This is a genomic window from Streptomyces vastus (assembly GCF_039532825.1).
In the GTDB taxonomy this organism is placed as follows: domain Bacteria; phylum Actinomycetota; class Actinomycetes; order Streptomycetales; family Streptomycetaceae; genus Streptomyces; species Streptomyces vastus.
The window spans coordinates 196,994-214,860 of the sequence record NZ_BAAASJ010000076.1; the positions used below are offsets into that span (position 1 = coordinate 196,994).

General features: G+C 70.3%; 14 protein-coding genes. 4 read left to right on the top strand and 10 right to left on the bottom strand.

The features are described from left to right. Positions 1 to 46: 46 nt before the first annotated feature. Entirely contained in the window at positions 47 to 1,162 is a 1,116-nt protein-coding gene (locus ABD357_RS28255) for a winged helix DNA-binding domain-containing protein (RefSeq protein ID WP_344393829.1), read from the top strand. A gap of 91 nt (positions 1,163 to 1,253) precedes the next feature. Here ABD357_RS28255 and ABD357_RS28260 read toward each other — a convergent pair whose 3' ends face one another. The 4 genes from ABD357_RS28260 to ABD357_RS28275 form a co-directional block, all read right to left on the bottom strand. Continuing rightward, positions 1,254 to 1,910 carry a LysE family translocator gene (locus ABD357_RS28260; RefSeq protein WP_344393830.1) on the bottom strand — a complete coding sequence of 219 codons (657 nt, stop codon included), beginning with the start codon at positions 1,908 to 1,910 and terminating at the stop codon, positions 1,254 to 1,256. 133 nt (positions 1,911 to 2,043) lie between these two features. Then, positions 2,044 to 2,835 carry a S1 family peptidase gene (locus tag ABD357_RS28265; protein ID WP_344393831.1) on the bottom strand — a complete coding sequence of 264 codons (792 nt, stop codon included), beginning with the start codon at positions 2,833 to 2,835 and terminating at the stop codon, positions 2,044 to 2,046. Between the two features lie 390 nt (positions 2,836 to 3,225). Continuing rightward, a complete protein-coding gene (locus ABD357_RS28270; RefSeq protein WP_344393832.1) occupies positions 3,226 to 6,150 on the bottom strand; it encodes a helix-turn-helix transcriptional regulator in 2,925 nt (974 codons plus the stop codon). Positions 6,151 to 6,308: 158 nt separating this feature from the next. Beyond that, positions 6,309 to 7,139, bottom strand: coding sequence for a helix-turn-helix transcriptional regulator (locus ABD357_RS28275; RefSeq protein WP_344393833.1), 831 nt, complete (start codon positions 7,137 to 7,139; stop codon positions 6,309 to 6,311). 117 nt (positions 7,140 to 7,256) lie between these two features. On the opposite strand from ABD357_RS28275, the gene ABD357_RS28280 reads away from it, so the two are divergent. Together ABD357_RS28280 and ABD357_RS28285 are read left to right on the top strand one after the other, a co-directional pair. Then, positions 7,257 to 8,927: an AMP-binding protein gene (locus ABD357_RS28280; protein WP_344393834.1), complete on the top strand. Its 1,671-nt coding sequence runs from the start codon at positions 7,257 to 7,259 to the stop codon at positions 8,925 to 8,927. Next, positions 8,924 to 10,531, top strand: coding sequence for an AMP-binding protein (locus tag ABD357_RS28285; protein WP_344393835.1), 1,608 nt, complete (start codon positions 8,924 to 8,926; stop codon positions 10,529 to 10,531). The genes ABD357_RS28280 and ABD357_RS28285 overlap by 4 nt, the downstream gene beginning before the upstream one ends. A gap of 75 nt (positions 10,532 to 10,606) precedes the next feature. On the opposite strand, the gene ABD357_RS28290 is transcribed toward ABD357_RS28285, so the two are convergent. The 3 genes from ABD357_RS28290 to ABD357_RS28300 all read right to left on the bottom strand — a co-directional run bounded on the left by ABD357_RS28290 (position 10,607) and on the right by ABD357_RS28300 (position 12,694). Next, positions 10,607 to 11,080 carry a carboxymuconolactone decarboxylase family protein gene (locus tag ABD357_RS28290; RefSeq protein WP_344393836.1) on the bottom strand — a complete coding sequence of 158 codons (474 nt, stop codon included), beginning with the start codon at positions 11,078 to 11,080 and terminating at the stop codon, positions 10,607 to 10,609. Between the two features lie 87 nt (positions 11,081 to 11,167). Beyond that, the gene (locus ABD357_RS28295) at positions 11,168 to 11,701 is read right to left on the bottom strand and encodes a GNAT family N-acetyltransferase (RefSeq protein WP_344393837.1); all 534 of its coding nucleotides are present in this window, start codon (positions 11,699 to 11,701) and stop codon (positions 11,168 to 11,170) included. 132 nt (positions 11,702 to 11,833) lie between these two features. Continuing rightward, on the bottom strand, positions 11,834 to 12,694 hold the full coding sequence (locus ABD357_RS28300) for a hypothetical protein (protein ID WP_344393838.1): 861 nt from the start codon (positions 12,692 to 12,694) through the stop codon (positions 11,834 to 11,836). A 271-nt stretch (positions 12,695 to 12,965) separates the two neighbouring features. Between ABD357_RS28300 and gcl the strand changes: the two genes are divergently transcribed. Continuing rightward, positions 12,966 to 14,750 (top strand): glyoxylate carboligase, encoded by a 1,785-nt coding sequence (gene gcl / locus ABD357_RS28305; protein ID WP_344393839.1) that lies wholly within the window; start codon positions 12,966 to 12,968, stop codon positions 14,748 to 14,750. Positions 14,751 to 15,062: 312 nt separating this feature from the next. Here the strand turns inward: gcl and ABD357_RS28310 are convergent, their stop codons facing one another. The 3 genes from ABD357_RS28310 to ABD357_RS28320 all read right to left on the bottom strand — a co-directional run bounded on the left by ABD357_RS28310 (position 15,063) and on the right by ABD357_RS28320 (position 17,861). After that, the gene (locus tag ABD357_RS28310; RefSeq protein ID WP_344393840.1) at positions 15,063 to 15,956 is read right to left on the bottom strand and encodes a 2-hydroxy-3-oxopropionate reductase; all 894 of its coding nucleotides are present in this window, start codon (positions 15,954 to 15,956) and stop codon (positions 15,063 to 15,065) included. Between the two features lie 45 nt (positions 15,957 to 16,001). Next, positions 16,002 to 16,859 carry a TIM barrel protein gene (locus ABD357_RS28315; protein WP_344393841.1) on the bottom strand — a complete coding sequence of 286 codons (858 nt, stop codon included), beginning with the start codon at positions 16,857 to 16,859 and terminating at the stop codon, positions 16,002 to 16,004. A 153-nt stretch (positions 16,860 to 17,012) separates the two neighbouring features. Continuing rightward, positions 17,013 to 17,861 carry a hypothetical protein gene (locus tag ABD357_RS28320; protein ID WP_344393842.1) on the bottom strand — a complete coding sequence of 283 codons (849 nt, stop codon included), beginning with the start codon at positions 17,859 to 17,861 and terminating at the stop codon, positions 17,013 to 17,015. Between the last annotated feature and the right edge of the window lie 6 nt (positions 17,862 to 17,867).

A 17,867-nucleotide genomic window follows, 5' to 3' on the forward strand; every position in this document is an offset into this window, starting at 1 on the left:
GGCACGCGGACAGAACCTGTCCGCGTGCCTCGCTAACCTGCGGAGCATGACGAAGACCTCGACCGCCCCCGTGCTGAGCGCCCGCGCCCTGAACAGGGCGACCCTCGACCGGCAACTGCTCCTGCGCCGGGCAGCCCTGTCCGCGACTGAGGCCATCGAGCACCTCGTCGGCCTCCAGGCACAGAACGTCAAGCCCCCGTACTACGCGCTCGCCGCCCGCCTCGAGGGCTTCGATCCCGAGGAGCTCTCGGCGGCGATGGGCGCCCGCGCGGTCGTACGCATCGTGACCATGCGCTCGACCATCCATACGCACACCGCCGACGACTGCCTCATACTGCGGCCGCTGGTGCAGGCCGCGCGCGAGCGGGAACTGCACGGTTTTCGCAAAGGGCTCGTCGGAGTCGACCTGGACCGGCTCGCCGAGATCAGCCGGGAACTCGTCGAAGCCGAGCCGCGCACCATGAAGCAGTTGCGTGAGGCGCTGCTCGCCGAGTGGCCCGACGCCGACCCGCTCGCCCTCTCCGTCGCGGCCCGCTGCCGACTGCCCCTCGTCCAGGTCACCCCGCGCGGCATGTGGGGCAGAAGCGGCCAGGTCGCGCTCACCACCGCCGAGCACTGGCTGGGCCGCCCCGCCGCGCCCGTCCCCGCGCCCGACGACACCGTGCTGCGCTATCTCGCCGCCTTCGGCCCCGCCTCCGTCAAGGACATGCAGACCTGGGCGGGCCTCACCCGGTTGCGTGAGGCCTTCGAACGGCTACGACCCCGGCTGCTCACCTTCCGCGACGAGCACGGCGTCGAACTCTTCGACCTCCCGGACGCGCCCCGCCCGGACCCCGGCACGCCGGCCCCACCTCGCCTCCTGCCCGAGTTCGACAACCTGCTTCTCTCACACGCCGACCGCTCCCGAGTGGTCCCCGCCGCGTACAAGGGGCGCAGCTGGCAGGGCAATCAGGCCTACCGCACGCTCCTCGTCGACGGGTTCCTCAGGGGCGTATGGCAGCTAGAGGAGTCACGTGACGGCGGCGTGCTCACGGTCGAGCCGTTCGACCCCCTCACCCGGCACGAGCGTGACGACGTGGTCGCGGAAGCGGAGCGGATGCTGTCGGTCCTGAGTCCGGCAGTCTCGTACGACATCCGGTTCGGCACCGTCGTACGCGCCTGAAGGCGCAGGCAGAATCGGCCCACGCGGAACCGGTACAGCCAGGACCGGTACAGCCAGGACCGGTACAGACAGGACCGGTACAGACAGAGCCTCAGTCCGCGCGTCCTGTCGCCGCCACCGTCACGCCCAGCCCGATCATCGCGAAGCCGCCCGCGCCGCCGATCACCGACAGGCGACGGTCCGAGCGCGCGAACCATGTACGGGCCGCAGCCGCGGTGAGGCCCCACAGGGTGTCGGTGATCAGGCCTATGGATATCGGGACAAGGCCCAACAGGAGCATCTGCAACGGTAGTTGACCGGCCGAATGGTCCACGAACTGGGGGAGTACGGCGGCGAAGAAGACGATGCCCTTGGGGTTCGTAACGCCTACGAGGACCCCGTCCAGCACTGTCCGCAGATCGCCACGCGCAGCAACCACCGCCCCTGACGGCTCGGCACCGATCGCCGAGACCTTCAAGTCCTTGCGGTGGCGGAACGCCTGGACGCCGAGAAACACCAGATACGCGGCGCCCGCCAGTTTCAGCGCCATGAAGGCGACGACCGATCGCTCGACCAGCGAGCCGACGCCGACGGCCACCGCCACGACGAGGAGGTACGAGCCGAAGACGTTCCCGAGCGCCGTCGCCACCGCCGTCCGCCTGCCGTGGGCCAGCGCGCGGCCGATCACGAACAGCACGCTGGGGCCCGGGATCACGATCACGAGCAGTGACATGGCCGCGAAGGCCAGGAAGCGGTCCGTGGACACCATGCCCATCCCCCCCATCGAGCCCCATTGAAACAGGCGCCACCGACAACGTGTCCAGGCATGTGGATAGGGGGCGTTGCGAACCGCTCGTGGCGGGCTCGCAACGCCCCCTGGCGTTACCTGAGCGGGTTGGTGCTCAGGAGTTGATCTGTGACGTGACCAGCGAGGAGAAGGTCGTCAGTCGGGTGTAGACGCCGGGGACGCCCGCGTCGGCGCAGCCGTCGCCCCATGAGGTGATGCCGGCGAGCCTGCCGCCGATCACGAACGGGCCGCCGCTGTCGCCCTGGCAGGTGTCGACGCCGCCCTGCGTGTAGCCCGCGCACACCATGTCGCTGTCGACGAAGCGCGAGCCGTACGCGGAGGAGCACGAGGAGTTCGAGACGGTCGGGACCGTCGCGGTGCGCAGCTGGTTGGAGGAGGAGCCGCCCGAGCGGGTGGTGCCCCAGCCGAGGATGCGGGCGGTGGCGCCGGCCGCGTAGACGCCGGTGTCGGAGGAGGAGACGTAGCCGATCGGGGTGTACGGCATCGATGTCGACAGGGTGAGCACGGCGACGTCGTCGCCCCGCGTGACGGAGCGGTAGTCGGGGTGGATCCATATTCTGCTGACTCTGGCCACGGTGCCGTTCGTGCCGCTGCGGTAGGTGCGGCCGCCGACCACTCTGATGCTGCTGGTGGTCTCGCCGACCAGGCAGTGGGCCGCTGTGACGACCTTGTTCCCCCGCACGAGGGTGCCGCCGCAGAACTGGCTCTGGGAGGAGTCGGTGATCTGCATGACGTACGGGTACGCGGACGCCGTGGTCGTCGTGCCGCCGACGATGGGGTTGGGAGCGGCGCTTGCGGTGGTCGCGCCGAGCAGTCCGGTCGTTGCGGCGGCGGCGACCGCCGCGGTGATGGCGACGGCCTTCTTGGCAAAGGTGAGCCCGAACATGAGTCTCCTCAGGAGTGCCGGTGGGGGGTTGCACTGTGGGCGGAGCGGTGTGGGGGGTGGCTGCGACGGCCTGCGGGCGTGGGTCCCACGCTAGAAGCGGACCTTTCCTTTCCCCAATTAGGGAACCCCCTGCGGGAGTTGGTGAGGGAAAACCCTCGATCACCCGTGGCTCGACCGCGCTTGCAAGGCTCGTACGACCCCTGAGGGCTCCTCGCTCGACCGGCGCTGACGAGACCCGTACGGACCCATCGATGCCCTTCGCTCGACCCGCGCCTGCAAGCGCCGAACGTCGGCTGCGGTCAGCTGCTGCGCGCCGCCGCGGTCACCCGACGCGCACCCGCGGCTGCAAGGCCCGTACGCCCCGTCAGTCACCCTCCGCACGACCCCGTTTCACCCCGTCCGCTGCTGCCCCGCCGCCAGCCGCACGATGTCGACCCGCGACCGGATCCCCAGCTTCCGGTAGACCCTCGTCAGGGTCGCCTCGACCGTCTTCACGCTGATGAACAGCCGTGCCGCGATCTCCCGGTTGGTGGCCCCTTCGAGTACGAGCGCGGCGACCTGACGCTCCGTCGAGGCGAGCCGGTCGAGCTCCACGGGAGCGGACCGGCCGCCGTGCGGCGGCACGGCGCCGACAACGGAACCCACCGCACCCACCGCACCCAAAGCGCCTGCGGAACCCATCGAGCCCACCGCCCCCGTGGCGCCGACAACAGCCGCCTCCACCTGCCGCAGCCACGGCACAGCCCGGCACCGCCGCAACAACCGCGTCGCCTCGTCGTACGCACCCCGCGCCGACCGCTCCGACAGCCCCGGTCCCCCCGCCCGCTCCGCCCGCAGTCGCCCCAACTCCAGCGCCACGCGCGCCTCTTCGAGCCCGTAACCCAGCTTCGCCAGCTTCTCCTGCGCGGACGTCAACTGCCGTACGGCCGCCTCGTGTTCGCCGTGCGCGGCCTTCAACAGCGCCTCGGCCCGGTCCAGTACGGCCAGAACGCTCGCCCGCCCGAGCCGCTGAGCGTGCTCGCGCGTGGCGTCGATGACGTCCTGCGCCTCCGCGAGCTCGCCGATCCGGATCAGAGCCTCGGCGAGGTCACCGTGCCAACGGCCGCGCGCGGGATCGAAGATGCCGAGCCCTTGCTCCAACTCCCGTGCCCTGCGCAGAGACTGCACCGTCCCCGCGGCGTTCCCGGCCACGAGCTGGGCATGTCCGAGCGCGCCCAGCGCGCGTGAGAGGTAGATCAGGTCGCCGTCATCCTCGGCACGGCTGACCGCGTCGCCGGCCAGGGCGAGGGCCCGGTCCACGTCGCCGCCGGCGGCCTCGGCGAGTGAGGTGAACATGTTGCCCGCCGCTACGCCGATCCCCGTGTCCCGCCCGAGCGCAAGGCTCTCGTGGGCGAGGTCGAGGGCCCGGCCGCAGTGTCCGGCGCGCAGTTCGGTCTCGGCGAGACCGCGCAGGAAGTGCACTTCGGCTTCGACCATGCCGCGCTTGCGTACCTCGACGAGGAGCCCGGTGATCGTCGTACGGGCCTCGGTGAGCTGGTCGCTCATGATCTGCCAGCGGAAGCGGGTGGCGCCCGCGCCGTTGTGATCGCAGGCCACCTGCGGGTCCTGCGGCTCGGTGAGCGCCCGTTCCAGGGTCGCCGGGGCGTCGGGGTGCCCCATCAGGGTCTCCATCTGGGCCTGGAACGACAGGGCCATCAGCTCGGTACGCCGGTCGGCGGCCGTGGCGGCGAGCCGCGCGGCGTGCGCGGCCTCCTCACGGCCCTTGGTCATCTCGCCCTCGACGAGCAGGGCCCGCCAGGCGAGTTGGTAGCGGACCAGCGCGAGGAGCCGTGGGTCGTCGCCCGCGTCGGCGAGGGCCTGCGGGAAGACGGAATCGACCTCGGCCATCGCCTGGCCCGCCGCGTCGATGACGACCATCCAGGCGCGTACCCGGATCGCCGCGTCGGTCGCCCGGGCCAGTACGTCGCGGGCCACCTCCCGTGCGAGGTCGATGTCACCGGAGGTCAGCGCGTCCTCGGCGGACCTCAACCGGTGTTCGTCCGCACCCGGTTGGGCGTCCGGCGGGGTGTGCCGGGCGGCGAGCAGGCCGAGTTGGGCCGCGACCGAGGGTGCGCCGCGGTCCCGGGCGAGGGTCGCGGCCTCGGCGAGCCGCGCGGCGACCTGCTCGTCCGTACCGGTGGTGGCCAGGGCCAGATGCCGGGCCCGCTCGATCGGGTCGGAGGCCGCCGTGGACAGCGCGGCATGGGCGGCCCGCCGCTCCTGGGGCGTCGCCTGCGCGTAGAGCGCGGCCGAGACGAGTGGATTCGCGAACCGTACGGTTCCCTCCTGGCCGTCCGGACCGCCTGTCGCCACCAGCCCGAGGGAGGCCGCCAGCGCCGTCTCGGACTCCGCTTCGCCGCGGCCCGCGGCGTGCAGCAGTGCGAGGGTGGGGCGCGCCCCGGCGCTTGCGACGAGCAGCGTGCGCCGGGCCTCGGCGGACAGCAGATCGAGGCGGCTGAGGACCAGGGCGCGCAGCGAGGTCGGCACCGGCAGCGGCTCGCCGGGGCGGGGCGGCGTCGGGCTCTCGGCCAGGGCGCGGCCGAGTTCGAGCGCGAAGAGCGGGTTGCCACCGCTGGTGTGGTGGATGTCCCGGACGGTCGAGCGGCGCAGACCGGTGTAACCGCGGGCGGCGAGGAGTTCGGAGACCTGGGAGCCGGTGAGCGGGGCCAGGCGCAGGGCGAGCGACTCCGGAGGATACGCGCGTAGATACGGAGCGTGTTCTTCCTCCTTCGGCTCCGTGTGCGTACGCACCGCGCCGAGCATCCGCACGGGCATCCCGCCGAGGCGACGGGCCGCGAAACCGAGCAGCTCGGCGCTGGGCGCGTCCAGCCACTGAAGGTCGTCGGCTACGAGGAGAACGGGGCCCCTGGCCGCCAGCGCGCGCAGCACCGAAAGCACCGCGAGGCGCAGCGCCAGGCCGTCCCAGTGCAGGGACGATTCGCCGCGGCCGGTGAGCGCCGCTTCGAGCGCGGCACGCTGTGGGAGGGGCAACGCGTCCGCCACCTCGTCGGCGACAAGGCCGAGCAGATCGACGAGGGCGAGGAAGGGGAGATGGGATTCCGACTCGGTGGCCGAGCAGCGCAACACGGTCCGGGCCGATTCGGCGTATTCCGCGTCCAAGGCGCGCAGCATGGTCGATTTCCCGATTCCGGGCGGACCGTGCAAGAGGACGCTGCCGCCTCCGGAGAGCTGGTCACGCGCCCGCCCCAGCAGCTCGTCCCGGCCGACGACCTGGTCGGAACGGGGTCTGACAGGCTCCTCGCCATCCCGTCGCACGCGCACCGCCCCTCTCATGTCGTGTCCGTTTCAATATTAAGCAAAGACCCCCTGAATTTCGGAGGGGTGCACCGTGAAAGAAATAACAGGGTTGGGGTTGAGTCCAGGGCTTTGGTATACGGGATTTCAGGACGCCCGACTATGAATGGTGCCCCACTTCAGGGCAGCAGCCCCGCCCGCCGAGCCGCCACCACCGCCTCCAGTCGCGTATGCGCCCCCAACTTCCGCATCACCGACCGCAGATAAGCCTTCACCGTCTCGGGCCGCAGCCCCAGCCGCTCCGCAGCGACCGTGTTCGTCGCACCGCCGGCCACACAGACCAGGACGTCCAGCTCACGCGGAGAAAGCCGCACACCACCGGCCGCCGGGCCCGGAACCGGAGCCGCCGCCAAGGTGTCGCAGACCGCGAGGAGTTCGGCCCGCAGCTTCGGATCCGCGACCCGCGGGGCCAGCGCCCGCAACGCCCCGTGCGCCTCACGGACCTGCTCCCACGCCGCGCCCGCCTCCGGCTCGCGCACCGCTGCCAGCAGACCCTGCGCCTCGTCCCGCACGACCAGCGACTGCTCCACGTCCCGCGCCGCCTCCACCGCCGCGCTCAGCGTCCGGTCGCCCAGCGGCTGGGCCGTACGCAGCGCGCCGTACAACACACCGCGCACCCGGCGGCGTACGACAACCGGCACCGCGAGGACGGACCGCAGCCCCTCCGCCGCGACCGCGGCGTCGTACTCGTGGCTGATCTGCCGCGAGGAGGAGTAGTCGGTCACGGCACAGGGCCGGGCCAGGGCCACGGTCTTGCCGCCGAGCCCGTTGCCCGACGTCACCGCGAGCGCGCTGAGCGCCGTCGTCCTCGTACCGTTCAGCTCGCGGATACGCATCTGCCCGCGATCCGGCTCGACCAGGCCGCCGAAGGCGACCGGCAGCCCCGTCGCGCGCCGCAGCCGTATCAGGGCGCCGCGCATCTCCACCGCTCCGGTCACATCCGCCGCCATCTGCCCGTCCCTTCCGCCGCAGCGCACCCCCCGTTCGGGGGTAGTGAGATCCACGTCACGACTACACGATGTCATTGAGCCGCCCGGCAATGTGGCCGGGTTCGAGGAGGACGACGGATGACGACGCCGACGGAGCGCTTCCGCAGCGCGCGGGACTTTCTGCTGGAGCACCGCGAGGACTACGCCACGGCATACGAGGGCTTCAGCTGGCCACGGCCGGAGTACTTCAACTGGGCCCTCGACTGGTTCGACGTCATCGCACACGGCAACGACCGGACGGCCCTGCACATCGTCGAGGAGGACGGCGAGCGCGTCGAGCTGTCCTTCGCCGCGATGTCCGAGCGCTCCGCCCGCGCCGCCAACTGGCTCCGCGACCAGGGCGTACGCCCCGAGGACCGCGTGCTCGTCATGCTCGGCAACCAGGCCGAGCTGTGGGAGACGGCCCTCGCCGCGATGAAGCTGCGCGCCGTCGTCATCCCCGCGACACCGCTGCTCGGCCCCGCGGATCTGCGCGACCGCGTCGAGCGCGGACGCGTACGGCATGTGATCGTGCGGGCCGAGGACACCGCCAAGTTCGACGACGTACCCGGCCGCTACACCCGCATCACGGTCGGCGGCGAGCGGGACGGCTGGCGGTCGTACGAGGACGCCTACGCCGCCCCCGCCGACTTCGAACCCGACGGCGCCACCAGCCCCGACGATCCCCTGATGCTGTACTTCACCTCGGGCACGACCGCGCGCCCCAAACTCGTCGAGCACACCCATGTGTCGTATCCCATCGGCCACTTGACGACCATGTACTGGATCGGCCTCAAGCCCGGCGACGTCCATCTGAACATCTCCTCGCCCGGCTGGGCCAAGCACGCCTGGTCCAACCTCTTCGCCCCCTGGAACGCCGAGGCGACCGTCTTCATCCACAACTACACGCGCTTCGACGCGGCCCGCCTGATGGCGGAGATGGACCGCGCGGGCGTGACGACCTTCTGCGCCCCGCCCACCGTGTGGCGCATGCTCATCCAGGCCGACCTGACCCAGCTGCGCACCCCGCCGCGCGAGGCCGTCGCCGCCGGGGAGCCGCTGAATCCCGAGGTCATCGAGCAGGTACGGCGGGCGTGGGGCGTGACGATCCGGGACGGTTTCGGGCAGACCGAGACGGCCGTGCAGGTGTCCAACAGCCCCGGGCAGCCGCTGAAGACCGGCTCCATGGGACGGCCCAGCCCCGGCTTCCGAGTCGAGCTGCTCGACCCGGTGTCGGGGGCGCCGGGTGCGGACGAGGGGGAGATCGCCCTCGACCTGTCCCAGAAGCCCGTGGGGCTGATGACCGGCTACCACGGCGACCCCGACCGTACGGCGGAGGCGATGGCGGGCGGCTACTACCGGACGGGCGACATCGGTTCGCGGGACGCGGACGGCTACATCACGTATGTCGGGCGAAGTGACGACGTCTTCAAGGCAAGCGACTACAAGATCAGCCCCTTCGAGCTGGAGAGCGCGCTCCTCGAGCACGAGGCCGTCGCCGAGGCGGCCGTCGTCCCCGCCCCCGACGAACTGCGGCTCGCCGTCCCCAAGGCGTACGTCGTGCTGGCGGAAGGCTGGGAGCCCGGCCCCGACACGGCGAAGGTCCTCTTCGAGCACGCGCGCACCACACTCGCCCCGTACAAGCGCATCCGCCGCCTGGAGTTCGGCGACCTCCCCAAGACCGTGTCGGGCAAGATCCGCCGGATCGAGCTGCGTGAGGCGACGGCGGCGGGGTCGGACGCCGAGTACCGCGAGGAGGACTTCCGGTGACCGAGCTGTCCTATGCGCATGGAACCAGTACGACACCCCTGCTCGGCGACACCATCGGGTCCCGTCTCGACCGGGCGATCGCCGAGTATCCCGAGCGGGACGCGCTCGTGGATGTGCCCTCCGGACGGCGTTGGACGTACGAGGAGTTCGGCGCCGCGGTCGGCGAGGTGGCGCGTGGGCTGCTTGCCAAGGGGGTCACGAAGGGCGACCGGGTCGGCATCTGGGCGGTCAACTGTCCTGAGTGGGTGCTCATTCAGTACGCGACCGCCCGCATCGGCGCGATCATGGTGAACATCAACCCCGCTTACCGCGCCCATGAGTTGGAGTACGTGCTGAAGCAGGCCGGGATCTCGCTCCTGGTCGCCTCACTCGCGCACAAGGGCACCGACTACCGGGCGCTGGTCGGCCAAGTGAGCGGAAAGTGCCCGCAGTTGCGCGAGACGGTGTACGTCAGCGATGAGAGCTGGGACGCACTGGTGGCGGACGCGGCATCGGTCCCGTACGAGCAACTGGCCGCACTCGAAGCCGAGTTGAGCTGTGACGACCCGGTCAACATCCAGTACACCTCGGGCACCACCGGCTTCCCGAAAGGAGCCACGCTCTCCCACCACAACATCCTCAACAACGGCTACTGGGTGGGCCGGACCGTCGGCTACACCGAGCAGGACCGGGTGTGTGTGCCCGTGCCCTTCTACCACTGCTTCGGCATGGTGATGGGAAATCTGGCCGCCATGTCTCACGGGGCGTGCATCGTCCTCCCGGCGCCGTCCTTCGATCCCGCGGCGACGCTGAAGGCCGTCGCGCGCGAGCGCTGTACGTCGCTGTACGGCGTCCCGACGATGTTCATCGCCGAGCTGAACCTCCCGGACTTCGCGACGTACGACCTCTCCTCCCTGCGTACCGGGATCATGGCGGGCTCGCCCTGCCCCGTGGAGGTCATGAAACGGGTCGTGTCCGAGATGCACATGGCCGAGGTCTCCATCTGCTACGGCATGACCGAAACCTCACCCGTCTCCCTCCAGACCCGCCGCGACGACGACCTGGAACACCGCACCGGCACGGTCGGCCGCGTACTGCCGCACATCGAGGTCAAGGTCGTCGACCCGGCGAGCGGGGTGACGCTGCCGCGCGGCTCCGCCGGTGAACTGCGCACCCGCGGTTACAGCGTGATGCTCGGTTACTGGAACGACCTCGAGAAGACAGCCGAAGCCGTCGACTCCGGGCGGTGGATGCACACCGGGGATCTGGCCGTGATGCTCGACGACGGATACGTACAGATCGTCGGCAGGATCAAGGACGTGATCATCCGGGGCGGCGAGAACATCTACCCGCGCGAGATCGAGGAGTTCCTGTACGCGCACCCGAAGATCGCGGACGTACAGGTGGTGGGCGTACCCGACGAGCGCTACGGCGAGGAGGTGCTCGCCTGCGTCATCCCGCGCGATCCCGGCGACCCGCTGACCCTGGAGGAGCTACGGGCCTTCTGTGCGGGGCAGTTGGCGCACTACAAGGTGCCGAGCCGACTGCGGATCCTGGAGTCCTTTCCGATGACGGTGTCGGGGAAGGTGCGGAAGGTGGAGCTGAGGGAGCGGTTCGCGGACTAGACAGCCACAGCGCCCCGGGCCCCTGCGAGAGGTGCCCGGGGCGTGCGTGTGCCGCGGTGGTCCTCGTGATTCGAGTTATCCGAACATGCCGGGCCGGTAGTCGCCTGCGGGTGTCTGGAGCATGACGTTCCCGCGGTTGAAGGCGTTGATGATGGCGATGACGCACACCAGGTCGGCGAGCTGGTCCTCGTCGTAGTACTTGGCGGCGTTCGCCCAGGCCTCGTCCGTGACACCACCGGCCGCGTCCGCGATGCGGGTGCCCTGCTCCGCCAGCTCCAGGGCCGCGCGCTCGGCCTCGGTGAACACGGTGGCCTCCCGCCAGGCCGCGACCAGGTTGAGGCGCGTCCAGGTTTCCCCGGCGTGCATGGCGTCCTTGCTGTGCATGTCGGTGCAGAAGCCGCAGCCGTTGATCTGGCTGGCGCGAAGCTTCACCAGCTCCTGCGTCGAGAGCGGCAGCGTCGAGTCCGCGAGCGCCTTGCCCGCCGCGATGATGTGCTTGAAGGCCTTGGCTGCGCCCGGGCGGGCCATGATGTCCAAGCGAGCTTCCACGATGAGCTCCTCCGTCGTTGTTGGTGGCTTCACCTCTACGACGGGACGGCGCGACGAGATGTGACACCCGCGAATGTGACCTGCGACTCAAGTTGTCTCTGGTCGTTTCCAGTCGATGTGCCTGCGCATGCAGACCCGGGGCCAACGGTCGAGGCCGTGTTCGGCTTCCGTGGTGCGGATCTTCCGTAGGCCCGGGGTGAGTTCGGGGCCGGTCAGGATGCGGAAGCCGAGGCGCTCGTAGTACGGGGTGTTCCAGGGAACCTCCGTGAAGGTGGTCAGGGTGAGCGCGGCCAGACCCTCGTCACGTGCATGCTCGGCGGCGTACGCGATCAGGGCCCGGCCCAGGCCCCGGCGGCCCGCGTCCGGGTGGACGGTGACCTGCTCGATGTGAAAGGCCCCGTCCACAGGCTCACCGATCAGATACGCCACGACGCGCCCGGTGACGTCGTCTTCGGCGACCCAGGCATGTCCCGCCTGCAGGAAGCGCTCCAGTTCGTCGAGCGCGGGCGGCTCGTCATCGGCGATCTCAGGCATACCGAGGGGGCGGAAGAGTTCGCCGGCGGCGCGCTCGATGTTTTGGAGCAGGGGGAGGTCGGCCGGGGCGGCGAGTCTTATGGGCATGGGTCAAGTATGAGGTGGTTGATCTTCGTAGCCCAGTCCCGCACCGATCAGCCCGTGCGGCGATTGAGGACGAGGCCGTTCAGGCCGATACGGGGGTCTGGGGGCGGAGCCCCCAGCGGGTCGAGGCCAAGTTCAGGCTCCCGCGGCGACCAGCTCGTCCGCCAAGCTGTTGACCGGCTGAGGCGTCCCCGTGAGGTCCAGCACGAAGAGAGGGACGCCGAGGGAGTCGGCGACAGAGCGGGCGTCCTCCGCGTACCCGGCCAGGGAGAAGTAGACGCAGCCCGTCGACTCCGTCATCGCCGTCAGCCACAGACACTCCACGTCACGCAGCGAGGCCGGCCGCAGCGTCGGGTCGACCTGCGCGAGAACGCCGCGCGCGGCCAGCCCGATCCCGGAGGGTGGACGCTGGTCCGCCCGCCGGATGTCCTGGTAGCCGAGCCAGCGGAGGTACAGGGCGGCGGCGGTCACGGCATCCCGGGCCGTACGTATCGTCACCGGGTTGAAGGGGGGCCGGGGCGTAGGAGCCGCACGGGGGAGTGGGATGCGGGGACGACGGGAGTCGGGGCGAGAGGGCGCCGGGAGGGCGCTGCCTTGGTCGGCGTCCGCATCGGAGCCGCTATCGGAGGCCGTGGCTTCCGGCTCGCCGCCCGTAGCCGTACCCGTACCCACCCCCGGGTCGCCCTCCCCCTCCGTGTCTGCCTCCCCCGTCAACGCATCCGCCGGCCCCGACCGCTCCTGAGCCAACGGCACCCGCAGCACCGTCCCGCAGGGGCACCCCAGTTCGGGCCGCGGCCACTGGTCCTGCCGGCCACAGGCTGTGCACCGGACCGTGATCCAGTCGTCGTCCCAGGTGTGATGCGTGAGCGACTCCGGGACCGCGTTCCGGTCGAGCTCGGGCGTGACAGGCGCACCGCACACACAGGGGTACGACGGCGCCGCATAGACATGCTCGCGCCGACAGGCCGGACACCGTACCGGCACGCTCTCGGCCATGACCCACTCCAGAAAACGTCACATCCACAAACGCCCCCACCGGGACAGGCCCCCATCGTCCTCCAAGCGGGCGATCCACGGCAGGGAGTTGGGGCAACGGGCACGCGGTGACCGCCGTGCCTTGACGGCCCTTGGGGTCGCGCCTACTCTGCTTCCAGATAGTAGAAGTTATTTTCCGTATTACGGAAATCCTGGGATTCTGACGGGAAAGTGAAGCTCTCCGCGGGGCGCGACGGGAGCCGGAAACCGACGGCCGAAGCAGGAGTACGCAATGGCTCGAATGACCGCTGCCCGCGCGGCAGTTGAGATCCTCAAACGGGAAGGCGTCACCGACGCGTTCGGTGTGCCGGGCGCGGCGATCAACCCCTTCTACGCCGCCCTCAAGGCCGCCGGAGGGATCGACCACACCCTCGCGCGCCATGTCGAGGGCGCCTCGCACATGGCCGAGGGATACACCCGTACCCGTGCCGGCAACATCGGCGTCTGCATCGGCACCTCCGGCCCCGCAGGCACCGACATGATCACCGGCCTGTACTCCGCGACCGGTGACTCCATCCCGATCCTGTGCGTCACCGGTCAGGCGCCGACTGCCGTGATCCACAAGGAGGACTTCCAGGCCGTCGACATCGCCTCGATCGCGGCGCCGGTCACCAAGATGGCGGTCACCGTGCTGGAGGCGGCGCAGGTCCCCGGCGTCTTCCAGCAGGCCTTCCACCTGATGCGCTCCGGTCGCCCCGGGCCCGTACTCGTCGACCTGCCCGTCGACGTCCAGCTCACCGAGATCGAGTTCGACCCCGAGACGTACGAGCCGCTGCCGGTCTACAAGCCGTCCGCGAGCCGCCCGCAGATCGAGAAGGCGCTGCGGATGCTGAACGCGTCCGAGCGCCCGCTGATCGTCGCCGGTGGCGGCGTCATCAACGCCGACGCCTGTGAACTCCTCCAGCGATTCGCCGAGTTGACGGGTACCCCGGTGGTGCCCACGCTCATGGGCTGGGGTGTTCTCCCCGACGACCATGAGCTGAACGCCGGCATGGTCGGCCTCCAGACCTCGCACCGCTACGGCAACGCGACCTTCCTGGAATCCGACTTCGTCCTCGGTATCGGCAATCGCTGGGCCAACCGGCACACCGGCAAGCTGGACGTCTACACGGCCGGCCGGACGTTCGTGCACGTCGACATCGAGCCGACGCAGCTCGGGAGGATCTTCGCGCCCGACTTCGGGATCGCCTCCGATGCGAAGGCGGCGCTTGAACTCTTTGTTGAGGCGGCACGGGAGTCGAAGGCGGAGGGCGCCCTGCCGGACCGGTCCGCGTGGGCCCGCGCGGCGCAGGAGAAGAAGGCCCGGCTCCAGCGGCGTACGCACTTCGACGACATCCCGATCAAGCCGCAGCGCGTGTACGAGGAGATGAACAAGGTCTTCGGGCCCGAGACCCGGTACGTGTCCACGATCGGCCTTTCGCAGATCGCCGGCGCCCAGATGCTGCACGTCTACCGGCCGCGCCACTGGATCAACTGCGGACAGGCGGGCCCGCTGGGCTGGACCGTCCCGGCCGCCCTGGGCGTGGCGAAGGCCGACCCCGAGGCCTCCGTGGTCGCCCTGTCCGGCGACTACGACTTCCAGTTCATGATCGAGGAGCTGGCCGTCGGCGCGCAGCACCGGATCCCGTATGTGCACGTCCTGGTGAACAACGCCTACCTCGGCCTGATCCGCCAGGCGCAGCGCGCGTTCGACATCGACTTCCAGGTCAACCTCGAGTTCGAGAACCTCAACTCCCCGGAGCTGGGTTTCTACGGCGTCGACCACATCAAGGTCGCCGAGGGCCTGGGCTGCAAGGCGCTCCGTGTCACGGACCCGAGCGAGCTGGGCGCGGCCTTCGAGCATGCGCTGAAGCTCGCCGCCGAACACCGGGTGCCGGTCGTGGTCGAGGCGATCCTGGAACGCGTCACCAACATCGCGATGTCCACGACGAACGACATCAGCGCGGTGGTGGAGTTCGAGGAGGTCGCTGAGGAAGCGTGGCATGCGCCTACGTCGATCAGGACGCTGAAGACCTGAGTCCCTGCATGACGTGCATGATCTGCATGACCTGCATGACCTGTATGAGGCCCGCCGCCCCCGTGCCGGCGGGCCTCATGTGCTGAGGATGTGCCCACAGGCGGGGTGAGTTGAAGCCTCTGGGCACGGGTTCAGAGGTTCTCTTGAGGCTTCCGTAGGCCGCGTACGCACGCTGGCGTACGGGCGGGACACAGCGAGCGCCGGGCACGGAACCGTCCGTGCCCGGCGCTCACTGTGGGGCCGGGTGGCGCCGGCGCCCGGGCGCGACAGGACAGATGTCAAGCGGCGGGGCCACCCGGAGTCATCGGAGTGTCATACCCGCGCGCCGGAGAGGCGCTCGACCGCGCGCAGCAGCGCGGAGTGGTCCAGGCCGCCGTCGCCCTGCGTACGCAGTGAGGCGACGAGTTGGGCGACCACGGCGCCTACGGGCAGGGCCGCGCCGACGTTGCGGGCGGCGTCCGTGACGATGCCCATGTCCTTGTGGTGCAGGTCGATACGGAAGCCGGGCTTGAAGTCTCGGTTCAGGAAGTTGTCCTTCTTGCGCGTCAGCACGGTGGAGCCCGCGAGGCCGCCGTTCAGGACGTCGAGGGCCGCCTTCAGGTCTACGCCCGACTTCTCCAAGAACACGACGGCTTCGGCGCAGGCCTGAATGTTCACGGCGACGATCAGCTGGTTCGCGGCCTTCACGGTCTGGCCTGAGCCATGCGGGCCGCACAGCACGACGGTCCTGCCGAGCGCCTCGAAGAGTGGCTTCGCCTCGTCGAAGTCGGCCTGCTCACCGCCGACCATGATGGACAGCACGGCCTCCACGGCGCCCGCCTCGCCACCGGAGACCGGGGCGTCGAGCACACGGATACCCTTTGCCGCCGCGGCCTTCGCCAGTTCGACGGAGGTCTGCGGGGTGATGGACGACATGTCGATCAGCAGGGCGCCGGACCGCACGTTGTCCAGGATGCCGTCAGAACCGTACGCGATGGCCTCGACCTGCGGCGACGCGGGCACCATCGTGATCACGACGTCCGCGTCCCGCACGGCTTCCGCGATGGAACCGGCCGCGGTGCCACCGGCGGCGGCCAGGCGGTCGAGCTTCTCCTGCTCCAGGGTGTAGCCGGTGACCTCGTAACCCGCCTTGATCAGGTTCTCGGACATGGGGGAGCCCATGATGCCCAGGCCTATCCAGGCGACCTTGGGAAGTTTGCTGGTCATAAGGGTGCCTCTCCAACTGCTGTGCTACGTCTGTGGGGTTGCCGTTCAGCGGGCGGCGCGGGCCTCGCGCGGCAGCCAGCCGAAGGCCTCGGCGCTCGGCCGGTCGCCCGGCTTGTACTCCAGGCCGACCCAGCCCTCGTAACCCGCCTTGCCCAGCTGGTCCAGCAGTTCCTCCAGCGGCAGCGTCCCCGTGCCGGGGGCCCCGCGGCCGGGGTTGTCGGCGATCTGGACGTGGCCGGTCTTCGCGGCGTACCGCTCGATCAGCGACGGCAGGTCCTCGCCGTTCATGGACAGGTGGTAGAGGTCCATGAGGAAGCGAGCGTTGCCCAGCCCCGTCGCCTCGTTCACCTTGTCGACGATCCCGACCGCGGCCGGGGCCGACACCAGCGGATACAGCGGCGACTCGGGCCGGTTCAACGCCTCGATCAGCAGGATCGCGCCGATGCGGTCGGCGGCGCGGGCCGCGAGCGCCAGGTTCTCCAGGGCGAGCGCGTCCTGCTCGGCCGGGTCCACGCCCTCGACGCGGTTGCCGTACAGGGCGTTGAGCGCCTTGCAGCCGAGGGACCGGGCGAAGTCGGCCGCCACAGCGACGTTCGCGCGGAACTTCTGCGACTCCTCGCCCGGAATCGACAGCGCGCCCCGGTCGGGGCCCGGCAGTTGACCGGCGTAGAAGTTCAGTCCCGTCAACTGGACGCCCGCGTCCTCGATCGCCTTCTTCAGGGAGTCGAGTTCGGACCGCTCAGGGGTGGGGGAGTCGACCCAGGGCCACCACAGCTCGACCGCGGTGAAGCCCGCAGCGGCGGCTGCCGCGGGCCGCTCCAGGAGCGGGAGTTCCATGAAGAGAATCGACAGGTTGACGTTGAAGCGATGCGCTGCGGCTGAGCCCCATTCAGAACCTGGCATCGGTCGGCGCCCCCTTCCCTCTTATTCCGTAATACGGAAAGTAATTTCTGCTCAATGGAAAGGCTGCCCTTGGTCGGGAAGCCCTGTCAAGAGCGGTCCCAGAAAAACGCCCCCCGCGCGGGATGCGCGGAGGGCATGGCCAGGGAGGGTGGCTCAGAGCGCGTCGACGGCGCTCACCTTCCAGCCTTCGGAGGTGCGGTCGAGCGTCATCAGCACCCGGTTCAGATCCACGCGCGGTCCCGAGACCTGGGTGCTCCTCGTCACCTGGTTGACGAAGAGCAGCACGACCGCCTTGTCCGGCGAGGCCGATACGACCGAGGCCGCGGGAGTGCCGCCGGCCGCGGGTTCCGCGACGGTGGCCTTCACCACGCCCTCGTACTTCCTTGCCGTCGGCCCGACCACCGTCTTCGTGGTCTTGCGGTACTTGTCGCGGAAGTCTCCGGTGAGACGGGCGCGCGCCGCGGCGAAGTCACGGTCCAGGCGCCGGTAGTCGTACGACAGCACGACGGGCGCGGCCTTCCGCGCGGCCGTGAGCGCCTGCCCCCGTGCCTGCTCGGCCCGCCGCCCCTCCCGGTACTGCCATCCGAGCACGGCGACCGCGACCAGGCCCGCGATGAGCAGGACGGACAGGATCGCGGTGAGCAGCCTCCCGCGGGACCGGCGCGCAGCGGTGCCGGTCCCGCCTTCATCCTCGTTCTCGCCCTCAGGTGGATCCTCCCCGAAGGATTCCGGTGACGGCTCCGGCGGGTCGTCCCAGCCGTCCGGAACTTCGATGAGCACCGTGGGCCCGGACTCCTGCCCTTCCGGCCGCGGAGGTGCCTTGTCGGCGGCCTTTTCCACCAGGGCCGGGACCCCAGGATCGCCCGGGACCCCAGGATTGCTCGGGCCCCCGGGATCGCCGGTGACGCGCTCCGCACGCTTGGCCGCCGCGCGTTTGGCCGCCGTCAGGGTGCGGCGGGCGGGCGAGCCGGCGCCGCGCGTTCGGGAAGTCGGGTTCGCCACGGTCTT